The 592-nt window shown below is 64.9% G+C and carries 1 protein-coding gene; it reads left to right on the plus strand.

Annotated elements, in window-relative coordinates; all coding sequences use genetic code 11:
• On the plus strand, nt 1-545 hold a 545-nt coding region (locus EN885_RS33050; RefSeq protein WP_128335259.1), incomplete at its 5' end, for a pyridoxal-phosphate dependent enzyme.
• Between the last annotated feature and the right edge of the window lie 47 nt (nt 546-592).

Genomic DNA, 592 nt, shown 5'->3' on the forward strand with positions numbered 1-592 from the left:
ATCCCGACATTATCGCCGGGCAAGGCACGGTCGGGCTTGAGATAATCGGGCAGGTCCCGGATGCCGCCCTCGTTCTGGTCCAACTCTCCGGCGGTGGGCTCGCCTCAGGGGTTGCTACGGCCATCAAAGGCGTCAGCCCCCGGACAAAAGTCATCGGTGTCTCGATGGCGCGTGGCGCGGCGATGAAGGCCAGCCTCGATGCGGGCCAGCCGGTGCTGGTGGAAGAATTGCCGACGCTGGCGGATTCGCTCGGTGGCGGCATCGGCCTCGACAATCGGCTGACCTTCGCCATGTGCCGCGACCTGCTCGATGATGTCATCCTGCTCAGCGAAGACGAGATCGCCGCCGGAATCCGTCACGCCTATGCGCAGGAGCGCGAAATCGTCGAGGGCGCGGGTGCTGTCGGCATCGCCGCACTGCTGGCCGGCAAGGTCAGGTCGGACGGGCCGATGGTTGTTCTGCTGTCCGGTCGCAACATCGATATGGACGCGCACCGCACAATCGTTTGCGGCGTAGCGCCATCGCTCAAGGAGCGCGCCGCATGAGCCGGATGACCATCCTTACCGAGAAAGAGTTGCGGGCGATCGTGACA

This window comes from Mesorhizobium sp. M6A.T.Cr.TU.014.01.1.1 (assembly GCF_004022765.1).
In the GTDB taxonomy this organism is placed as follows: Bacteria; Pseudomonadota; Alphaproteobacteria; order Rhizobiales; family Rhizobiaceae; genus Mesorhizobium; species Mesorhizobium mediterraneum.